Raw genomic sequence first — 20447 nt, 5'->3', positions numbered from 1 at the left:
GTCATGCGAGGTCCGCCAGCTTCGCGTTCAGGACCTCGAAGACCTCGGACACGGGTCCGGGCAGGTTCATCTCGTGGTGGGTGGCCGCCACGTCGTACTCCTCGATGGTGCCCAGGACGTAGGGGCGCCACAGGTGGGCGTACCGCTCGTCCTTGAGGGTGGCGTGGAAGAAGACGATGTCGCCGTTGTAGACGGGGGATTCCCAATCCATCATCAGGTTGGTGTTGTTGGCGAGGACCTTCGACATGTTGTCCAGGAACTCCTGCTGGTTCCCGGTGCCGATGTACTGGCCGAAGAAGTCCTCGAGCTCGTCGCGGTAGTCCTCGACCGTCTTGTCGCGGTGGATGTCGGACCAGCCCTGGCCGCCCGGCTGGGAGTCCAGGACGGCCGTGAGGGCGATCTCGTGGCCGCGCCGGTCGAGGCCGGCGGCGACGGCCTGGACGAGGGTGCCGCCGTAGGACCAGCCGACCAGGTTGAAGGGGCCCTCGGGCTGGACCGCCAGCATCTCCTCGATGAAGTGGTCGACCATCTCCTCGATGGACTCCACCAGCGGGGCCCGCCCGTCGGCGCCGCGCGACTGCAGGGCGTAGGCCTGCCGGCCCTGCACGTGCGTGACGAAGCTGAAGTAGGCCCAGCCCAGGCCGCCTCCGCCGTGGAAGAACCACAGGGGCTTCTTCCCCGTGCCGGGGTCGCTGTTGAGGGGCAGGACGACGCCGAACGGGTCGGCGACCTCGTCGGGGACGGCTCCGGCGAGCAGCAGGGCGGCGAGCTCGGCCACCGTCGGGAACTTGATGATCGTCCTGAGCGGCAGTTCGACGTCGAAGTCCTTGCGGATGCGGACGCTGAGCCGGGTGGCCAGCAGGGAGTGGCCGCCGAGGGCGAAGAAGTCGTCGTCGACGCCGACGTGCTCCCGGTCCAGCAGTTCGCGGAAGACGGCGGCGAGCCTCTCCTCGTGGGAGTTGCGCGGCGCCCCGCCGGCCGCGGCGGGGGCGGGCCCGTCGGGCAGGGCCTGCCGGTCGAGCTTGCCGTTGGGGGTCAGCGGGATCTCGGAGAGGGGGACCAGCGCGGAGGGCACCATGTAGTCGGGGAGGCGTCCGCGCAGGTACGCGGTGAGCTCGGGGAGCAGTTCGGCGGGGCCGGCGGCGTCCGCGCCGGGGACCACGTAGCCGACGATGCTCCGGTCGCCCTGGCGGTTCTCGCGGACCACGACGGCCGCCCGCGCCACGTCGGGGTGTCCGGCGAGGACGTGCTCGATCTCGCCGAGTTCGATGCGGAAGCCGCGGACCTTGACCTGGTGGTCGGTGCGGGCGAGGTATTCCAGGGACCCCGACTTGTTCCACCGCACGAGGTCGCCGGTGCGGTACATGCGGGCGCCGGCGGGGCCGAAGGGGCAGGGCACGAACCGTTCGGCGGTCAGGTCCGGACGGTCCTGGTAGCCGCGCGCGAGTCCGTCTCCGGCGATGTACAGCTCGCCCTGGACCCCGCGCGGGACGGGGCGCAGCCGCGCGTCGAGCACGTACACCTGCGTGTTGCCGATCGGTGTGCCGATGGAGACGCTGCCCGCGCCGGCCTTGAGGGGCGCGGTGGTGGACCAGGTGGTGGTCTCCGAGGGGCCGTACCAGTTGCCGGCCTCGGCGGCCTGTTCGGCCAGGGTCTCGGCGAGGCGGAGGGGGACGGCCTCCGCGCCGGTGATGATGCGCAGGCCCCTGGCGGCGTCCGGTTCGTGGGCGAGCAGCATCTGCCAGAAGCCGGGGGTGGCCTGGACGACGGTGACCGCGTGGCGGCGCAGCAGGGCCGTCATGGCCGACGGGTCGGTGACGGTCTCCTTCTTCGCCAGGACCATGGTGGCGCCGCAGACGAACGGCAGGTACAGCTCGGTGTTGGCCATGTCGAAGGAGACGGTCGTGCTGAACAGCATCCGGTCGGCGGCGGTCAGCGGGAACCGGCTCCGTGCCGCGGCCAGGAAGTTGGCGACCGCGCCGCGCGGGACGGCCACGCCCTTGGGGGTGCCCGTGGAGCCCGAGGTGTAGATGACGTACTGGGTGTTGTCGGGGCGGACGTCCACCTCGGGCGGGGTGTCCGGGCAGTGCTCCCAGTCGGCGGCGGCCAGGGTGTCGGCGTCGAGGACGAGGGCCGGCTTCGCCTGGCCGAGGACGAACTCGGTGCGCGAGCGCGGGTGGTCGGGGTCGATGGGGATGTAGGCGCCGCCGGCCTTGAGGACGGCGAGCAGGGCCACCGGCAGGTTCGCGGTGCGGGGCAGGCTGACGGCGACCAGCGACTCGGGACGCACCCCGCGGCCGACGAGCCAGTGCGCGAGCCGGTTGGAGCGGGCCTCCAGCTCGCGGTAGGTGAGCGTCTCCTCCTCGGCGATGAGGGCGGGGGCGTCGGGGGCGGCTTCGGCCTGCCGACGCAGGGCCTGGGCCAGGCCGCCGTCGAGGGTGGGTGCGGCGGTGTCGTTGACCTCGGTCAGCAGCAGGTCCCGTTCGCCGTCGACCAGGACGTCGACCTCGCTGATCCGGACCTGCGGGTCGGCGGCGAGCTGCTGCAGGACGCGGGCGTAGCGGGCGGCCATGTCCTCGACCGTGTCCCGGTCGAAGAGGTGGGTGGCGTAGGAGATGTCGCCGCGCAGGGCGCCGGTCTCGTCGGTGGTCATGCTGAAGAACACGTCGACCTGGGTGGTCGCGAGGAGGGCCTGGCGGTATTCGACGTCGAGGCCGTCGAGCGCGAGGGACCACCTCTCGGTGTTCTGCCAGCCGCACATCACCTGGAAGAACGGCCGGTAGGCGGCGGAGCGGTCGGGGTTGAGCTGTTCGACCAGCACCTCGAAGGGCACGTCCTGGTTCTCGTAGGCGGTCAGCGCCTTGTCCCGGACCTGGGCGAGGAGGGCGGCGAAGGTGGGGTCGCCGGAGAGGTCCATGCGGATGACGAGGTTGTTGACGAAGCAGCCGATGAGGTCGTTCAGCGCCTCGTCGGTCCGGCCGGCGATGGGGGTGCCGACGGGGATGTCCTCGCCGCCGCCGAGCTTGCCCAGCAGGACGCCGAGGGCGGCCTGCATGACCATCGACATGGTCAGTCCGCGCCCGTCGGCGAGCTTCTGCAGCCCGGCCATGACCTCGGCGGCCACGGGGATGGGGACGGCGTCGCCGTCCGTGCCGCCCTCCACGGAGCGGGGGCGGTCCAGCGGGAGGTCGAGCGGCTGCGGCACGCCCTCCAGTTCGCGGCGCCAGTAGGCGACCTGCTGGGCGCCCAGGCTCTGCGGGTCGGCGAGGTCGCCGAGGACCTCGCGCTGCCACATGGTGAAGTCCTTGTACTGGACGGGCAGCGGCTCCCAGCCGGGCGCCCGCCCGGCCCGGCGCGCGTTGTAGGCGGTGGCCAGGTCCCGGGCCAGGGGGGCGCCCGAGCTGCCGTCGGAGGCGATGTGGTGGATGACGAGGACCAGGACGTGTTCCTCGGGGCCGCTGCGCAGCAGCCGGGCCCGCAGGGGGATCTCCTTCTCCAGGTCGAACCAGTGCGCGACGGTCTCGTCGACGGCGGCGGACACGCCCTCGGGCGCCACGTCCGTGACCGGAACGGCCACCTGCTCCAGGGCCTCCTCCAGCGGGAGGATCAGCTGGTGGGGCTCTCCGTCCTCGTCCGTCCGGTAGACGGTGCGCAGGATCTCGTGCCGGTCGACCAGGTCGCCGAGCGCCGCGAGAAGGGCCTCCTGGTCCAGTCGCCCGGTCAGCCGGAACGCCGAGGAGATGTTCCAGGTCTCCGCACCCTCCAGCTGGTGCAGGAACCATGTGCGACGTTGCACGAAGGACAGCGGGATCATTGCCTCACTCCTCATACGAACATCCGGCGCAGACCGGGGCGGCGCGCGGCGGCCGATTCCGCCAGCCACGGTGCGAGCGCGGCCACGGTCGGCAGGTCGAAGATCTTGCGGATGGGTATCTCCAGCCCCAGCTCGGCGCGGGCGCGGCTGATCAGCCGGGTGGCGAGCAGGGAGTGCCCGCCGAGCTCGAAGAAGCCGTCGTCGATGCCGACCCGTTCCAGGCCGAGCACTTCGGCGAACAGCGCGGCCAGGGCCTCCTCGCGGGCGCTGCGCGGTGCGCGGTAGGGGGCGCCGGTGAACTCCGGCTCGGGCAGCGCGGCCCGGTCCAGCTTGCCGTTGGGCATCAGCGGCAGCCGGTCCAGGAGCACGAAGGCGGACGGCACCATGAAGTCGGGCAGCCGCTCGGCGGTGGACCGGCGCAGCTCCTCGGCGGTCAGGGTGCCCGCCGGGACGGCGTACGCGACGAGCTGCTGCCCGCCGCCGGGGCCCGGCCGGGCGACGACGGCCGCCTGGGCGACGGCGGGGTGCGCGGTGAGCGCGGCCTCGACCTCGCCGGGTTCGACGCGGAAGCCGCGCACCTTGACCTGGGCGTCGCCGCGGCCCGCGTACTCCAGCTGGTCCTCGGCGTTCCAGCGGGCCAGGTCGCCGGTGCGGTACATGCGGGCGCCGGGCGGGCCGAAGGGGTCGGCCACGAAGCGGTCGGCCGTCAGTCCGGGGCGGCCCTGGTAGCCGCGGCCCAGGCTGCCGCCGACGTACAGCTCGCCGGTCGCGCCCTGCGGCACCGGTGCCAGGTCGGGGCCCAGGACGTAGGCCCGCATGGTGGCGAGGGGGGCGCCGACCGGGGCGCTGCCGGAGCGGCCCCCGCCGCCGGCGGGGACGGTGAAGGCGGTGGCGTAGAACGACTCGCTCTGCCCGTAGGCGTTGACGACCCGGACGCCGGGGAAGGCTGCGCGGACCGTCTCGGCCAGGGCCGAGGGCAGGGCCTCCCCGGCGAAGACGACCGTCTCCACCTCGGTGCGGCCGGCGATGGCGTCGAGGAGTTCGGCGAAGGCGGAGGGGACCGTGGAGACGACGGCGCCGCTCCATCCCTCCTTCCGCTCGCCCAGGACCAGGACGTCGCGGACCAGTTCGACGATGCCGCCGGCGGCGAGGGTGGTGAAGATCTCGAACACCGAGACGTCGAAGTTGACGGAGGTCCCCGCGAGGAGTCTCTTGCCGGGTTCCATCCCGACGACGGGGGCGAGTTCGCGGACGCCGCCCACGATGTTGGCGTGGGTGATGGCGACGCCCTTGGGCTTCCCGGAGGAGCCGGAGGTGTACATCACGTACGCCAGCTGGTCCGGGTGGATCCGGGGCGGCGGGGCGCTGCCGTCGTCCGCGGCCGGGGCGAGCCGGTCGAGGAGGAGGTCGGGGGCCTCGTGCTCCGGCAGGGCCGCGGCCGTGGCGGAGTCCGTCAGGACCAGGTGGGGCCGGGCCTCGGCGAGGATGGCCGCCAGGCGCCGGCTCGGGTAGCGGGGGTCGGCCGGCAGGTAGGCGCCGCCCGCCTTCAGGACGGCGAGGAGGGCGACGACCAGTTCCGCCGAGCGGGGCAGGGCCAGCGCGACCAGCGACTCCGGGCCCACCCCGTGCGCGGCCAGCACCCGGGCCAGGGCGTCGGCGCGGGAGTCCAGCTCGCGGTAGGTGAGGGTCTCGTCCTCGGTGACCAGGGCGGGTTCGTCCGGGGTCCGGGCGGCCTGCGCCTCGACCAGGCCGGGGACGGTGGTGTCGTCCGGGGCCGGTGCGGCCGTGGGGTTGAGGCCGGCGAGGAGCCGTTCGCGTTCGGCCGGGTCCAGGACCTCCAGCTGGGCGGCCTTCAGCTCCGGGGTGGCCGCCAGCTGCCGCAGGACGCGCACGAGGCGGGCCGCGATCACCTCCACCGCCTCCCGGCCGAAGACGCCCGGCGCGTACTGGAAGATCAGCTGGAGGTGCGGGTCGACGGCCGCCATCAGGGCCAGCGGGTAGTTGGTGGCGGTGGCCGGGCGCAGTCCGGTGAAGGCGATGCCGTCCGCGGCGGCGCTCGCGGCGCCGAGTCCTTCGCGGTCGACCGGGTAGGACTCGAAGACGAACAGCGTGTCGAAGAGGGACTGCCGGCCGAGGGACTGCTGGATCTCGGTGAGCCCGAGGTGGTGGTGGTCCAGGAGGCCGGCCTGCCGGTCCTGGAGCCGGGTGAGGATGTCGGCGAGGGTGTCGCCGGGGGCGTACGCGACGCGCACGGGAAGGGTGTTGATGAACATCCCGACCATCGCGTCCACGTCCGGCACGGCGGGCGGGCGGCCGGAGACGGTGGCGCCGAACACCACGTCCCGGCGGCCGGTGAGCCGGCCGAGGAGCAGCGCCCAGGCGCCCTGGACCAGGGTGTTGACGGTGACGCCCAGCTCGGCGGCGCGGGCCGCGAGGGCGCGCGCCTCCTCGGCCGGGAGGTCCACGTCGAGCTGGGCGACGCCCTGTTCGCCGACGCCCTCGGAGCCGGGGGCGAGCAGGGTGGGCTCGTCGGCCCCGTCGAGTTCGGCGGTCCACGCCCGCAGGGACTCCTCGGTGTCCTGCCGGGCGCGCCAGGACAGGAAGGCGTCGAAGCCGGGGGCCGCGGGCAGGGCGGCGGCGTCGCCGCGGGAGCCGTAGAGCAGCAGCAGGTCCCGCATCAGCAGGGGCGTGGACCAGCCGTCGAACAGGACGTGGTGGGAGGTCATCACGAGTTCGGCGCGGCCGGGTTCCACCACGACCAGGGAGAGGCGGAACAGGGGCGGGGCGTCCAGGTCGAAGTGGGCGGCCCGGTCCTCGGCGAGGAACCGTTCGAACTCCTCGGTGCGTACGGGTTCCCCCGTTCCGGTCAGGTCGAGGTACCGCCAGGGGAGGGTGACCCCTTCGGCCGGGACCGCCTGGACGAGGTCGCCGTCGGCCCGGGCGACGTACGCGGCGCGCAGGCCCGGGTGGCGCTCCAGGAGGGCCTGTCCGGCGCGGCGCATGCGGCCGGGGTCGACCTCGCCGGAGAGGTGGAACACCAGCTGGTTGTGGTAGGGGTCGAAGGAGGTGCCGGCGAGCTGGGTGTGGAAGAGCATCCCGGACTGGGTCGGGGTGGTCGGCCGGATCTCGGCCAGCCGTCCGTACCGGGCCTCCCAGGTGTCGATCTCCTCCTGGGTCACGCCGGCCAGGGGCGCGTCGGAGGGGGTCAGCCCGCCGGCGCCGGGGGTGGCGGCGTACCGGGCGAGGGCGGTGAGGGCCCGGACCCACAGCAGGGCCAGTTCGGTCACCTCCTCGCGGGAGAGGGTCCCGGCCGGGAAGGTGAAGGCGGCGGTCAGTTCCTCGCCCCCGGGGCCGGGGGCGGCCACGGCCTCGATCTCCAGGCCGGACACCGGCGGCAGCCCGGCGTCGGGGGCGGCGTCCAGGTCCGGGTGGGCGGGGTCGGTGGCCCAGCCCAGGCCGCGGAGGTCTTCGGGCAGCTCCGCGCCGGAGGGCCTGCCGAGGTAGGTGAACCCGATGCGTGGTGCGGGGGCCGGGGCGGGGACGAGGGCCGCCGCCCGGACCTGCTCCTTGACGGCCTTCAGGGCCCGGCCGGCGGCCGGTCCCGCGGCGAGCGCCTGCGCGAGGTCGAGGCCGGTCAGGTCCAGCCGGGCGGGGAACACCGGGGTGAACGGGCCGACCGTGCGGGTCAGGTCGGCGCCGGGCACCCGGTGCGCGGCCCGGTCCTGCCCCTCCAGCCGGACCGGGACGGGCGCCGCGGGCAGGCCGCGCGCGGCGCGCCAGTGGGCCAGTGCCAGGGCGAACGCGGTGACCAGGCCGTCTTCGGCGCCGGTGCGCAGCAGCGCGGGCAGCCGGTCCAGCAGGGCCGTCGTGACCTCCGCCGGTACGCGCACCCGCACCCGGTCCGCAGCGTCGGCGCCGTGCGCTTCCCGGGTGCCGAAGGGCGGCTCCTCCTCGTACGGGGCCTGCTGCCCGGGGGCCGGCGCGGCTTCGGCCAGGGCGTGGGCCCACCGGCGGTAGGAGGTGCCCGTGCGGGGCAGGGCGGGGGTCCGGCCCTCGCGCACCTGCTGCCAGGCGCGGACCAGGTCCGCGACCAGGATCCGCCAGGACACCCGGTCCACGGCCAGGCGGTGCGCGACGACCAGCAGCCGGCCGCCGTCCTGGGCGTCCTGCGCGGCGGTGAGCCGGACGAACTGCGTCAGCACGCCCGCGTCCGGGTCCAGGCGGCCCGCGGCCGCGGCGAGTTCGGCGCGCACGGCGTCCTCACCGGTGTCGCCGCCGGGGACCTCCCGCAGCAGTCCGCGCGCGTCCACGCTGCCGGGCGGCTCGATGAGCAGGCCCGGTTCGGCCCGGTCGAGCCGGGCGCGCAGGACGTCGTGCCGGTCGAGGACGGCCTGGACCGCCGCGACGAGCTCCTCGTGGCCGACGCCGCCGGGCAGGGTGAGCACCGTGGAGGTGTGCGGCCGGCCGAGGGCGCCGGCGTGTGCGAGGAGCCGGTGGGCCTGCGGGGGCAGCGGGGCCCGGCCGGTGCCCCCGCCGGGCAGTTCGGGCAGGGCGGGGCCCTCCTCGTCCCGCGCGTCGGCCAGTTCCACGAGCCGGGCGACGGTGCGGTGCTCGAAGATCTCCCGCACGGTGATGACCGTGCCGCGGGCCTTGGCGCGGGCGACGACCTGGATGGAGCGGATGCTGTCGCCGCCGAGGGCGAAGTAGTCGTCGTCGATGCCGACCCGTTCCAGGCCGAGGACTTCCGCGAACAGCGCGCACAGGGTCTCCTCGCGCGCGTTGCGCGGCCCCCGGCCGGTGGAGACCTGCGCGTAGTCCGGTACCGGCAGGGCCCGGCGGTTCAGCTTGCCGTTCGGTGTCAGCGGGATCTCCGCGAGCGGGACGATCGCGGTGGGCACCATGTAGTCCGGCAGGTGTCCGCGCAGGTACTCGGGGAGCCGGGCCAGCAGCGGGCCGATCGAGGTGGCGAGCGAGGGGTCGTTCGCCCGGATCCGGCCGCCCGCGCCGCCGGCCGCGGCGGCGAAGGCGCCGACGACGGGCCGCGCCGCGTCCCGGCCCGGGGGCAGCAGGAGCAGGTCGAAGTGGCGGGGGTCCTCGCCGGACCAGGTGACGAGGGCGTCGGCGCCGAGGCCGCGCACCGCGCGCCGCAGTTCCTCCGGGTCGGCGGCCCCGGCGGCCGGCGCCGGCGCCGGGGGGAGGACTCCCGCCGCGACGGCCGCCGCGGCCTCCCCGTCCAGCCGCGCGTTGGGGATGCCCGTCACCCGCAGCGGGCCCTCCTGGTCCACGGCCCGGGCGAGTTCCCCGAGGCCGCCGTCCTGCTGCCGGCTCCAGGGGACGGCCGGGACGCCGGCCAGGTCGAACACCCGGGCCGGGTCCTTGTGCAGCACGACCTCGTAGCGGTGGCGGGACAGTTCGTTGTGCTCCCGCACCGCCTTGAGCCGGATGTCCGCGGCGGCGCCGTGCTCCTGCGCCCAGGCGGTGAACCACTCGGGGGCGACCACCAGCTCCCGTTCGGCGAACAGCGCCTTCTCCACCAGGCTGCGCAGTTCCTCGGGGGCCGCGTACGGGTGCGCCGCGCGCTGGGTCGCGGTGAGCAGCATCCGCAGCGTCGCGGCGTTGCGGACGTCGCCGACGACCACCCGGCCGCCGGGCGCGAGGAGTTCCATCACCTCGCACAGCACCCGGTCGAGGTAGCCGGCGCTCGGGAAGTACTGGACCACCGAGTTCAGGACGACCGTGTCGAACGTGCCGCGGGGCAGCCCGGACACGTCGTCCGCGGGCTGGGCGCTGAGCCGGACCCGCGCGCCGTGGCCGGCCTGTTCGGCCTGCCGGCGGACCCGGTCGACGACGGTGGCCGAGATGTCGGTGCCCCAGTACTCCTCGACCTCGCCGGCGATCTTCGCCAGCAGCAGGCCGGAGCCGACGCCGATCTCCAGCACCCGCCGGGGCGCGTACCGCAGGACCTGGGCCACCGCGGCGTCCTGCCAGGCACGCATCTGCTCGCGCGGGATCGGCTCGCCGTCGTAGGAGGAGGTCCACAGTTCGAAGTCCTCGCCCAGCGCCTCGTCCCCGGAGCCGGCGTAGGTGTCGTCGTAGACCTGGCGCCACTCGTCCACCTGGGCGTCGGCGTCGGCCGCGGCGCCGTCCGGGTCGGGCACCACGTAGCCGACGAGGCGCTTGTCGCCCTCCTGGTCCTCGCGCACGACGACCACGGCCTGGGCCACGCCGGGGTGCCCGGCCAGCGCGTTCTCGATCTCGCCGAGCTCGATGCGGAAGCCGCGGACCTTCACCTGGAAGTCGGTCCGTCCGACGTACTCCAGCCGGCCGTCGGCGGACCAGCGCACCAGGTCGCCGGTGCGGTACATGCGGGCGCCGGCAGGGCCGAAGGGGCAGGCCGTGAACCGCTCGGAGGTCAGGTCCGGGCGGCCCTGGTAGCCGCGCGCCAGTCCGTCGCCGGCGATGTACAGCTCGCCCTGGACCCCGCGCGGGACCGGGTTCAGCCGGGAGTCGAGCACGTACACCTGCGTGTTGCCGATGGGTGAGCCGATGGACACGCCGGTGCCGGCCTCGACGGGGGCCATGGTCGACCAGATGGTGGTCTCGGTGGGGCCGTAGACGTTGGACACCTCGGCGGCGGCGCCGGCCAGGGTCTCGGCCAGCCGGGCCGGGAGGGCTTCGCCGCCGGTCAGGACCCGCAGGCCCGTGGCGGCGTCCGGCTCGTGCATCAGCAGCATCTGCCAGAACGCCGGGGTGGCCTGGGCCACGGTGACCCGGTGGCGGCGCAGGAGCGCGACGGTCTCCGAGGGGTCGGCGAGGGTGTCCTTCCCGGCGAGCACGACGGCCGCGCCGCTCACCAGCGGCAGGTACAGTTCGAGCGCCGCGATGTCGAAGGAGACGGTGGTCACCGCGAGCCACCGGTCGGCCGGGGTCAGCGGGACCCGGCGGCCCATCGTGGCCAGGAAGTTGTCCAGCGCGCCGCGCGGGACGGCGACGCCCTTGGGGTTGCCGGTGGAGCCCGAGGTGTAGATGACGTACGCGGTGTTGTCCGGGGAGACCCGCGGCAGGGGCGCGGCACCGGGGGCTGCTCCCTCTTGAGCTGCGGCGGCCAGGGCGTCGGCGTCGAGCACGAGCGCCGGGCGGCAGTCCGCGAGGATGTACTCGATGCGCGACTGCGGGTGGTCGGGGTCGACCGGCACGTAGGCGGCGCCGGTCTTCAGCACCGCCAGCAGGGCGACCACCAGTTCGGCGGAGCGCGGCAGCCGGACGGCCACCAGGGATTCGGGCCGCACCCCGCGGCCGGTCAGCCAGTGCGCCAGCCGGCCGGCCCGCTCCTCCAGCTCGGCGTAGGTCAGCGTGGCGTCCTCGCCGATGACGGCGGGGGCGTCCGGTGCCGTCCGGGCCTGCCGGGCCACGGCCTCCACCAGGCCCGGTTCCAGGGTCGGTTCGGCCGTGTCGTTCGCGGTGCGCAGCAGCCAGTCCCGCTCGTCGGCGTCGAGGACGTCGAGGTCGGCGAGGCGCAGGGCGGGGTCGGCGACCGCCTGCTCCAGGATGCGCACGAAGCGGTCGACGACGGCGACGGCCGTGGCGTGGTCGAAGAGTTCCGCCGCGTACTCCAGGCGGCCGTGTGCGCGGCCGGTGGCGTCCGGGACGATGTTGAAGAACAGGTCGAACTTGGCGGTGTCAGTGCCCAGGGCGACGGGGGTGACCCGCAGCCCGGGCATCCGGATCTCCGGCCAGACGAACTGCCAGGCCAGCATCACCTGGAACAGCGGCTGGTAGGAGGTGGAGCGGTCCAGGCCGATGAGCTCCACCAGCCGTTCGAAGGGGACGTCCTGGTTGTCGTACGCGGCGAGGGCCTTGTCGCGGGCCTGCTCCAGCAGGTCGCCGAAGGTGGGGTTGCCCGACAGATCGGCGCGCAGGACCCAGGTGTTGACGAAGAACCCGATCAGGTCGGCGAGGGCCTCCTCGGTGCGGCCCTCGATGGGGCTGCCGATGGTGACGTCCTCGCCGCCGCCCAGCTTCTGCAGCAGCACCGCGAGCGCGGCCTGGGCGACCATGGGGGCGGTGGCGCCGTGTTCGGCGGCCAGTTTGCCGAGCCGGGCGACGAGTTCGGGTTCCAGCTCGAAGGAGACGTGTCCGCCGCGGTGGCTCGCGACCGCCGGGCGGGGCCGGTCCAGCGGCAGGGTGACCGGCTGCGGCACGTCGGCCAGCTCGCGGCGCCAGTGCTCCAGCTGGGCGGCCGCGATGCTCTGCGGATCGTCCTCGTCACCCAGGAGCTGCTGCTGCCACAGCGTGTAGTCCTTGTACTGCACGTCGAGCGGCGCCCAGCCGGGTTCGCCGCCCGCGTGGCGTGCGGCGTAGGCCTCCATCAGGTCGCGCAGGAACGGTCCCATGGAGGCGCCGTCCGCGGCGATGTGGTGGAAGACGAACGCCAGGACGTGCTCCTGCGGGGCGGTCCGCAGGACGGTCGCCCGCAGGGGCAGCTCGGTGTCCAGGTCGAAGGGCTCGGCGACGGCCGCGCGCAGCGCCCCGTCCACGTCGTCCGCGGCCACGTCGGTCACCCGCAGCCCCGGGTCGGCCTCCTGGGGCGGGAGGATCCGCTGCCGGGGCGTGCCGTCGGTGTCCTCCTCGATGAGGGTGCGCAGGCTCTCGTGCCGGGCGACCACGTCCCGCACGGCGGCGGCCAGGGCGCCCGTGTCCAGGGGCCCGTCCAGGCGCAGGACGAACGGGATGTTGTAGGTGGCGGAGGGGCCCTCCAGGCGGTGGAGGAACCACATCCGGCGTTGCGCGTGGGACAGCGGGATCATCGGGCCTGCTCCGATACGGTCATCTGGCCCAGTCGGGGGCGCAGCTGGGGGCGGTTCGACGTCGACTCGGCCGCTTCCGCGATCCGTTCCGCGAGCCCGGCGACGGTGGGGTTGCGGAACACCGTCGTGACCTTCACGTCGACGTCGAGGGCGTTGCGGATGCGGCCGGTGAGCCGGGTGGCCAGCAGCGAGTGGCCGCCGTGGTCGAAGAAGTCGACGTCGATGCCGATCTCGTCCACGCCGAGCAGCTCGGCGAACAGCCGGCAGAGGGCTTCCTCGGTCGGGTTGCGCGGGCCCCGTCCGGGCTCGGCCCGGGCGGGGAGGTCGGGTGCCGGGAGCGCCTTGCGGTCGAGCTTGCCGCTCGGGGTGGAGGGGAGTGCGTCGAGCGGGACGACGGCCGAGGGGACCATGTACGCGGGCAGGTGCTCGCGGGCCAGGTCGCCGAGGGCGGCCGGGTCCAGCCGGCCGGGTGTGCGGCCGGCCGCGGGCACCACGTAGGCGACCAGGCGCTGGTCGCCGGGGCGGTCCTCGCGGACGAGGGCGACGGCGGTCTCGACGTCGGGGTGCGCGGCGATGACCTGTTCGATCTCGCCGAGCTCGATGCGGAAGCCGCGGAGCTTGACCTGGAAGTCGGACCGGCCGATGTACTCGACCTGGCCGTCCGCGTTCCAGCGCACGACGTCGCCGGTGCGGTACATCCGGCCGCCCGGTTCGCCGTAGGGGCAGGCGACGAAGCGTTCGGCGGTGAGGGCGGTCTGGCCGAGGTAGCCGCGGGCGAGGCCGGTGCCGGCCAGGTACAGCTCGCCGGGGACTCCGGGTGCGACGGGGCGCAGGGCCGCGTCGAGCACGTACACCCGGGTGTTCCACACGGGTGCGCCGATCGGCACCCGGGCGGCGCCGGGTACGTGGCGGTGGGCGGTGACCTCGACGGAGGCCTCGGTGGGCCCGTAGAGGTTGTACACGCCGAGGCCGGGCAGGAGGGCGGCGACCTTGTTGGCCAGGGCGGGCGGGAAGGCCTCGCCAGCGACCTCGATCCAGCGCAGGCTGTCGCAGTCCTTGGCGGCGGGCTCGGCGGCGAAGGCCTCCAGCAGGGAGGGCACGAAGTCGGCGCCGGTGACGCGTTCGCGGCGGATCAGGTCGGCGAGGTAGGCGGGGTCGCGGCGCCCGTCGGGGCGGGCGACGACCACGGCGGCGCCCGTCTGGAGCGGGGCGAAGATCTCCGGTACCGAGACGTCGAAGCTCGCGGTCGTGCTGAGCAGCACCCGGTCCTCGGGGCCCACGCCGAAGTGGGACAGGCCCCACTGCAGCCGGTTCATGATCGCCCGGTGGGCTACCTGGACGCCCTTGGGGCGGCCGGTGGAGCCGGAGGTGAAGATGACGTACGCGGCGTGGTCCGGGGTGAGCGCGGGCGCCGGGTCGGTGTCCGGGTGGCCGCCGGTGTCGGGGAGGTCCGCGTCGAGGACGAGCAGCGGGTCGGCAACGTCCAGGACGAGCCGTACCCGGTCCTCGGGCAGTTCGGTGTCGACGGGCACGTAGGCGGCGCCGGCCTTGACCACGGCGTAGATCGCCACCATCAGGTCGACGGAGCGCGGGATCCGGACGGCGACCAGCCGCTCGGGGCCCGCGCCGCGTTCGATCAGCCAGTGCGCGAGGCGGTTGGCGCGGCGGTTGAACTCGGCGTAGGTGAGGGTCTCGTGCTCGCCGATCAGCGCGACCCGGTCGGGCGTGCGCCGCACCTGGGCCTCGAAGGCGCCGGGCAGGGTGTCGTCCGCGACGGGGTGCGCGGTGTCGTTGACGCCTTCGACCAGCCGGTGGTGTTCGTCCGCCGAGAGGACGTCGACGGCGCCGACGGGGGTCTCGGGGTCTTCGAGGATCTGCTCCAGCACCCGCACGAGCCGGCCGGCGACGGCCTCGGCGGCTTCGCGGTCGAAGAGGGTGGTCTGGTAGTCGAGGGAGAGGCGCAGGTAGGGGTCGGAGGAGTTGAGGGTGAGCGGGTAGTGCGAGCCGGCGAAGGGCCGGATGGCGTCGATGGTCAGGCCCGCCGACTCGTTGGCCTCCACGATGCCCTCGCGGTCGATCGGGTAGTTCTCGAAGACGACGATCGTGTCGAACAGCGAGGGCAGTCCGACGCCGCGCTGGATGTCCGCGAGGCCGTAGTAGTGGTGGTCGAGGAGGGAGATCTGCCGGTCCTGGAGGTCGGTGACGACCCGGGCCAGGGTGTCGCCGGGCCGGCAGCGGACGCGGGTCGGGAGGGTGTTGATGAACAGGCCGACCATCTCGTCCGATCCGGCCAGGTCGGCCGGGCGGCCGTTGACGGCGGCCCCGAACACCACGTCGTGCTGCCCGGTCAGCTTGGAGAGGACCACGGCCCACGCGCCCTGCAGGAGGGTGTTGAGGGTGACGCCGAGTCCGGCGGCGCGGCGGGCGAGTTCGCGGCCCTGGTCGATGGAGAAGGGGACCTCGACGCGGCCGAGGGCGGTGGCCTCGCCCTCGGCGGTGCGGTCGGCGGCCACGAGGGTGGGCTGCTCGAAGCCGTCGAGTTCCTGCTGCCAGCGGGCGGCCGAGGCCTCCCGGTCCTGGCGGGACAGCCAGGCCAGGTAGTCGCCGTAGCCGCGGACCGCGGGGAGTTCCCCGTCGCCGGCGTACAGCCGGACCAGGTCCTTGATGACCAGGGGCGAGGACCAGCCGTCGAACAGGGTGTGGTGGGCCGTGACGATGAGCTTGGCCCGCTCGGGCCCGCAGGTGAGCAGGGCCAGGCGGAACAGCGGGGGCCGCGTGGGGTCGAGCTGGTCGGCGCGGTCGTCGGCGAGGGCCCGGTCGAGGGCCGCGTCCTGCTCGGCCTCGGTGCGGCCGGTCAGGTCGAGGTGGCGCCAGGGCACGGGGACGTGCTCGGCGACGACCTGGACCGGGTCGCCGCCCGCGGCGGCGAGGAACGCGGAGCGCAGGTTGGGGTAGCGGTCCAGGAGGGCCTGTCCGGCCGCCCGCATGCGGGCGGGGTCCACGGGTCCGGACAGGTGCAGCACGAACTGCATGTGGTAGACGTCGAAGGTGCCGTCGGCGAGGGCCGCCTGGAACTGGATGCCGGACTGGCCGGGGGCCTGGGGCCAGACCTGGACGAGGCGCCCGTAGCGCTCCTCCCACTCCTCGATCTCCCGCTGCTGCACGGTGACCAGGGGGGCGTCGGAGGGGGTGAGGCCGCCGGCCCCGGGGCGGGCGGCGTGGGCGGCGAAGCCGTGCAGCACCTCCACCCACAGGTCGGCCAGTGCGGCGGCGCGCTCGCGGGACAGGACCCCGGTGGGGAACATGAAGACGGTCTGGAGGCGGGCGCCCCCGTCGGTGTCGGTGACCACGGAGTTGACCTCGAGGGCGGACAGCGCGGGGAGGTCCGGGTCGGGCATCGGGACGAGTTCGGAGGACCACTCGGACGGGGCCCAGCCCTGGCCGCGCAGGTGCTCGGGCACGTCGGCGTCGGAGATCCGGCCGAGGTAGTTGAAGCCGATCTGCGGGGCGGCGTACTCCTCCAGCTGGACCGCGGTCTCCGGGTTCAGCCAGCGCAGCAGCCCGTAGCCGAGGCCCTTGCCGGGGACCTCGCGCAGCTGCTCCTTGACCCGCTTGACGGCGGCGGCGGCCGCGGGGCCGCCGGCCAGCGCGTCGGCCAGGTCCACGCCCCCCACGTCCACCTTCGCCGGATACATGCTGGTGAACCAGCCGACGGTACGGGAGAGGTCGGCGCCGGGGACGGCGTCCTCCTCGCGGCCGTGGCCCTCCAGCCGGACCAGGGTCGAACGCTCGTCCCCGCGCCAGCGGTTCACCGCGAGGGCGAGGGCGGCGAGGAGCACGTCGGTGCCGGTGGCCCGGAACGCCGCGGGGAGCCGGGTCAGCACCGCCTCGGTGACGTCGGCGGGCAGCTGGACCCGCACGGTGTCGAGGGTGGACATGGTGTCCGCGGCCGGGTCGAACGCCCGCTCGCCCAGCGGGAGGTTGGCGGACTCCAGCACGTCGCGCCAGTGGTCGAGTTCCTCCTCGCGCTCCGGGGAGATCGCCCCGTCCTCCAGGGCGGCCGCCCAGCGGCGGGCGGAGGTGCCGACGGCGGGCAGGGCGGGCGTGCGGCCGGCGCGGACCTGCTGCCAGGCCTCGGCGAGGTCCGACACGAGGATGCGCCAGGAGACCCCGTCCACCACGAGGTGGTGCAGGACCAGCAGGAGCCGGCCTTCGCCGGAGTCCGCGGCGAACCAGACGAAGTCGGCCATGGTCCCGGCGGCCGGGTCGAGCCGGTCCGCCGCGGCCTCCAGTTCCGCCTTCGCCGCCTCCAGGGCCGCGGGCTCGTCCCAGCCGCCGGTGACGGGGACGCGGCGGATCAGCTCCGCCGCCCGGACGGTGCCCTCGGGGCGTACGACGAGGGTGGGCTCGTCCGCGTCGCGCACGAGCCGGGAGCGCAGCAGGTCGTGCCGGTCGAGCACGGCGTCGAGGGTGGCGGCGAGCGCGGCCCCGTCGATGCCCTCGGGCAGGTCCACGACGAGCGACATGGCGAAACGGTTCAGCCCGCCGCCGTGCTCGAACACGTGCCGCGCCACCGGCGGCAGCGGCAGCGCGCCGACCCCACCGCCCTCCAGCTCCGCTAGGACGGGCACCCGGTCCCGGCGGTCGGCGGCCGCCTCGGCCAGCCGGGCCGCGGTGCGGCATTCGAAGATCTCCCGCGTGGTGAGGTCCAGGCCCCGGGCCCGGGCCCGGGCCACGACCTGGATCGAGCGCAGGCTGTCGCCGCCCACGGCGAAGAAGTCGTCGTCCACGCCCACCCGGTCGACGCCGAGCACGTCCGCGTAGGCCGCGGTGATGATCCTCTCGGCCTCGGTGCGGGGCTCCCGGTAGGCCCCGCCCAGGAACTCCGGTTCGGGCAGCGCCGCGCGGTCGAGCTTGCCGGTCGGACCGAGCGGCAGCCGGCCGACGGCCACGAAGGCCGAGGGCACCATGTAGTCGGGCAGCCGGGCCGCGGTGAACTTGCGCAGTTCGGCGGCCGAGGCGCCGGCCTGCACGTCCACGTCGCCGATGCCGCCGGCCCCGTCGTCGCCGACGGCCCCCTCACCGGTGTGCACCACGTACGCGACGAGCCGCTTCCCGCCCATCGGCACCTCGCGGGCGATGACCACGGCCTCGCTGATGCCGGGGTGCGCGGTGAGCGCCGCCTCGACCTCGGCGGTCTCGATGCGGAAGCCGCGCACCTTCACCTGGCCGTCACCGCGGCCGACGCACTCCAGCCGGCCGCGGGCGTCCCAGCGGGCGAGGTCGCCCGTGCGGTACATCCGCTCGCCCGGCGGGCCGAAGGGGCTGGCCACGAAGCGCTCGGCGGTCAGGCCCGGGCGGCCGTGGTAGCCGCGGCCGAGGCAGGCGCCGACCACGTACAGCTCGCCGACCACGCCCTGCGGCACGGGGGCGAGTCCCGGACCCAGCACGTAGGCGCGCATGTTGCCCAGCGGGGTGCCGATGGGCGCGACCTCTCCCCCGGCCCACTCCTCGGCCGCGGGGAGGGAGAAGGCGGTGGCGTAGAAGCTCTCGCTCTGCCCGTAGGAGTTGACGATCTGCGCGCCGGGCAGGGCCTCGCGCAGCTGCCGCACCAGGCGGGCCGGAAGCACCTCGCCGGCCAGGACGACGCTGCGCACCTCGGGCGCCTTGTCCAGCCGGCCCACCAGCTCCCCGAGGACCGAGGGGACCCCGCTGAGGACGTGGCCGTCCCAGGCGTCCCGCTCGGCGAGGGCCAGGGCGTTGTCCACCAGCTCGGCGGTGCCGCCGGTGGACAGGGTGGTCAGCAGCTCGAAGACCGAGACGTCGAAGTTGACGGAGGTGCCGCAGAGCATCTTCCAGCCGGGCTCCACGTCGAGGACGCGCACCAGCTCCCGTACGCCGTTGACCACGCCCCGGTGGGTGATCGCCGCGCCCTTCGGCTTGCCGGTGGAGCCGGAGGTGTACATCACGTACGCCAGGTTGTCCGGCGCGGGCGGCGCGATCGGGCCGCTGTCGGCGGGGGCCCAGGCGGCGCGGTCGTCCACGCACAGGACGGGGATCTCGTGCGGCGGCAGCTCCCGCGCGGTGGCGGTGTCCGTCAGCACCAGCTTCGGGCGTGCCTCGCTCAGCACGGTCCGCGCCCGTCCGGCGAGGTACTGCGGGTCCAGCGGGACGTAGCCGGCGCCGGACTTGAGGATGCCGAGCAGGCCGGCGACGAGTTCTTCGGTGCGCGGCAGCGCCAGCGCCACCAGGTCCTCCGGTCCGGCGCCGCGCCGGACCAGCTCCCGGGCGACGGCGTCGGCCCGCCGGTCCAGCTCCCGGTAGGTCAGCGTGCGGCCGTCGCACACGAGCGCCGGGGCGTCGGGCGTCCGGGCGGCCTGCTCCTCGAACAGCTGCGGGACGGTCAGTGCGGGCAGCTCCGTGGCGGTGTCGTTGAAACGGCCCAGCAGGCGGTCGCGTTCGGCCTCGTCGAGTACGTCGACGGCGCCGACGGTGCGGTCCGAGCCGGCCACCAGGGCCTCCAGGACGCGCACGAACCGGGCCGCGAGGGTTTCGACGGTGGCCCGGTCGAACAGGTCGGTGGCGTACTCCAGCCGGACGCCCGCCCCGCCGGAGCCGTCCGGGATCATGTTGAAGAACAGGTCGAACTTGGCCGTTCCGGTCTCCAGCGTCTGCGCCTCGGCCTGGAGGCCGGGGAACTCCAGCTCCCCCAGGGGCTCCTGCCAGGCGAGCATCACCTGGAAGAAGGGGTGGTAGGCGATGGACCGGTCGGGGTTGAGCAGTTCCACGAGCCGTTCGAAGGGGATGTCCTGGTTGTCGTAGGCGGCCAGCGCCCGGTCCCGGACCCGGCGCAGCAGCTCGCGGAAGGTGGGGTTGCCGGAGAGGTCGACGCGCAGCACCCAGGTGTTGACGAAGAAGCCGACGAGGTCGCGCAGTTCCTCGTCGGTGCGGCCGGCGATGGGCGCGCCGATGGGGATGTCGTCCCCGCAGCCGAGGTGGTGCAGGAGCACCGCGAGGGCCGAGTGCATGACCATGGACACCGTGAGGTCCTGCTCGGCCGCCAGCTTCTCCACGGCGGCCAGCAGCTCCGGCCCGACGGGGAAGCGGACCAGGCCGCCGTCGGGGCTGGTGCGCTGCGGGCGCGGGCGGTCCGTCGGCAGGGCCAGCGGCTGCGCCATGCCGTCCAGCGCCTCGCGCCAGTAGGCCAGCTGTCCGGCGGCCAGGCTGCCGGGGTCGGACTCGTCGCCGAGCACGTCCTGCTGCCAGAGGGTGTAGTCCGCGTACTGGACGGGCAGCGGCTCCCACGCCGGGGCGGCGCCCTCCTTGCGGGCCGCGTACGCCTCGGTGAGGTCGCGCAGCAGCGGTCCTAGGGACTCCCCGTCCAGGGCGATGTGGTGGACCACCAGCACGAAGGTGTGCTCGCGGGGGCCGGTCCGCAGGAGGGTGGCGCGGATCGGGGCGTCGGCGGCCAGGTCGAAGGTCTCCTTGGCCGCCCGGTCGACCGCCTCCGCCAGCTCGTGCGGTGCCGTCTCGACGGCCGGCAGGGTGACGGGCTTCTCCCCGGACGCCAGGACCCGCTGGTGCGGGATCCCGTCGTCGCCCTCGGCGATCACCGTGCGGAGGACCTCGTGCCGGTCGACGACGTCGCGGAGCGCCGCTTCGAGGGCGCCCGCGTCCAGCTCACCGGTCAGCCGCAGGGCGAACGCGCCGTTGTAGGTCGGGGAAGGACCTTCGAACCGGTCCACGAACCACAGCCGGCGCTGCGCGAACGACAACGGGATCATTGTGTCTCCAAATTCGGCGAACCAGGGAGCAGGTCGGTCGTC

Annotated in this window: 3 protein-coding genes; all 3 read right to left on the bottom strand. The window is 74.6% G+C overall.

Going from position 1 to position 20447, the window contains the following annotated elements:
- Position 1: 1 nt before the first annotated feature.
- The 3 genes from BX286_RS35240 to BX286_RS35220 are packed head-to-tail and all read right to left on the bottom strand — an operon-like array spanning position 2 to position 20405.
- Positions 2-3814, bottom strand: a complete 3813-nt coding sequence (locus BX286_RS35240; protein WP_079432238.1) for a non-ribosomal peptide synthetase — start codon at positions 3812-3814, stop codon at positions 2-4.
- 11 nt (positions 3815-3825) lie between these two features.
- Positions 3826-12621: a non-ribosomal peptide synthetase gene (locus BX286_RS37760; protein ID WP_187344325.1), complete on the bottom strand. Its 8796-nt coding sequence runs from the start codon at positions 12619-12621 to the stop codon at positions 3826-3828.
- A complete protein-coding gene (locus BX286_RS35220) occupies positions 12618-20405 on the bottom strand; it encodes a non-ribosomal peptide synthetase (RefSeq protein WP_121017883.1) in 7788 nt (2595 codons plus the stop codon). The genes BX286_RS37760 and BX286_RS35220 overlap by 4 nt, the downstream gene beginning before the upstream one ends.
- Positions 20406-20447: the final 42 nt, after the last annotated feature.

Source organism: Streptomyces sp. 3211.6, from assembly GCF_003634815.1.
Taxonomy (GTDB): domain Bacteria; phylum Actinomycetota; class Actinomycetes; order Streptomycetales; family Streptomycetaceae; genus Streptomyces; species Streptomyces katrae_A.
Note: the sequence above shows the minus strand (reverse complement) of the source record. Positions and strands in the feature narration are given on the sequence as shown.

Coding starts and splice junctions, on each gene's coding strand:
- BX286_RS35240 (WP_079432238.1), bottom strand. CDS start 3,814: ATGATCCCGCTGTCCTTCGTGCAACGTCGCACATGGTTCCTGCACCAG.
- BX286_RS37760 (WP_187344325.1), bottom strand. CDS start 12,621: ATGATCCCGCTGTCCCACGCGCAACGCCGGATGTGGTTCCTCCACCGC.
- BX286_RS35220 (WP_121017883.1), bottom strand. CDS start 20,405: ATGATCCCGTTGTCGTTCGCGCAGCGCCGGCTGTGGTTCGTGGACCGG.